The 549-nt window shown below is 51.9% G+C and carries 5 tRNA genes; all 5 read left to right on the top strand.

Features of this window, described 5'->3' with window-relative positions:
• Positions 1-35: 35 nt before the first annotated feature.
• The 5 genes from COO03_RS23915 to COO03_RS23895 all read left to right on the top strand — a co-directional run bounded on the left by COO03_RS23915 (position 36) and on the right by COO03_RS23895 (position 526).
• Positions 36-116, top strand: a tRNA-Leu gene (locus tag COO03_RS23915).
• Positions 117-119: 3 nt separating this feature from the next.
• Positions 120-205, top strand: a tRNA-Leu gene (locus COO03_RS23910).
• A 92-nt stretch (positions 206-297) separates the two neighbouring features.
• Positions 298-374, top strand: a tRNA-Arg gene (locus COO03_RS23905).
• A 3-nt stretch (positions 375-377) separates the two neighbouring features.
• Positions 378-454: transfer RNA gene (locus COO03_RS23900), tRNA-Pro, on the top strand.
• A 1-nt stretch (position 455) separates the two neighbouring features.
• Positions 456-526 (top strand) — tRNA-Gly (locus tag COO03_RS23895).
• Positions 527-549 lie beyond the last annotated feature (23 nt).

Genomic DNA, 549 nt, shown 5'->3' with positions numbered 1-549 from the left:
TTCGAGTCCTTCATGGCTCATTCTTTTTTATTTCCGCGGGTGTGGCGGAATTGGCAGACGCACCAGACTTAGGATCTGGCGCCTTTGGCGTGGGGGTTCGACTCCCTTCACCCGCATACGCGGTCGTGGCGGAATGGCAGACGCGCTAGGTTGAGGGCCTAGTGGGGGAAACCCCGTGGAGGTTCAAGTCCTCTCGGCCGCACCAAAGAAAAATAAAAAAGTGCTTGCATTTAAAGATGCAACGTGATAAGATAATTGAGTCGCTGAAAAACAACAACGACGGAACATTATGAATAAGCGCCCGTAGCTCAATTGGATAGAGCGTTTGACTACGGATCAAAAGGTTAGGGGTTCGAGTCCTCTCGGGCGCGCCATTACGGGAAGTGGCTCAGCTTGGTAGAGCACCTGGTTTGGGACCAGGGGGTCGCAGGTTCAAATCCTGTCTTCCCGACCACGCGGGTGTAGTTTAGTGGTAAAACAAGAGCCTTCCAAGCTCTGGTCGAGAGTTCGATTCTCTTCACCCGCTTTTAGTTCTTTGAAAACTGAACG

The sequence above is a fragment of the Bacillus sp. AFS098217 genome, from assembly GCF_002551815.1.
Classification (GTDB): Bacteria; Bacillota; Bacilli; order Bacillales; family Bacillaceae_G; genus Bacillus_A.
Note: the sequence above shows the minus strand (reverse complement) of the source record. Positions and strands in the feature narration are given on the sequence as shown.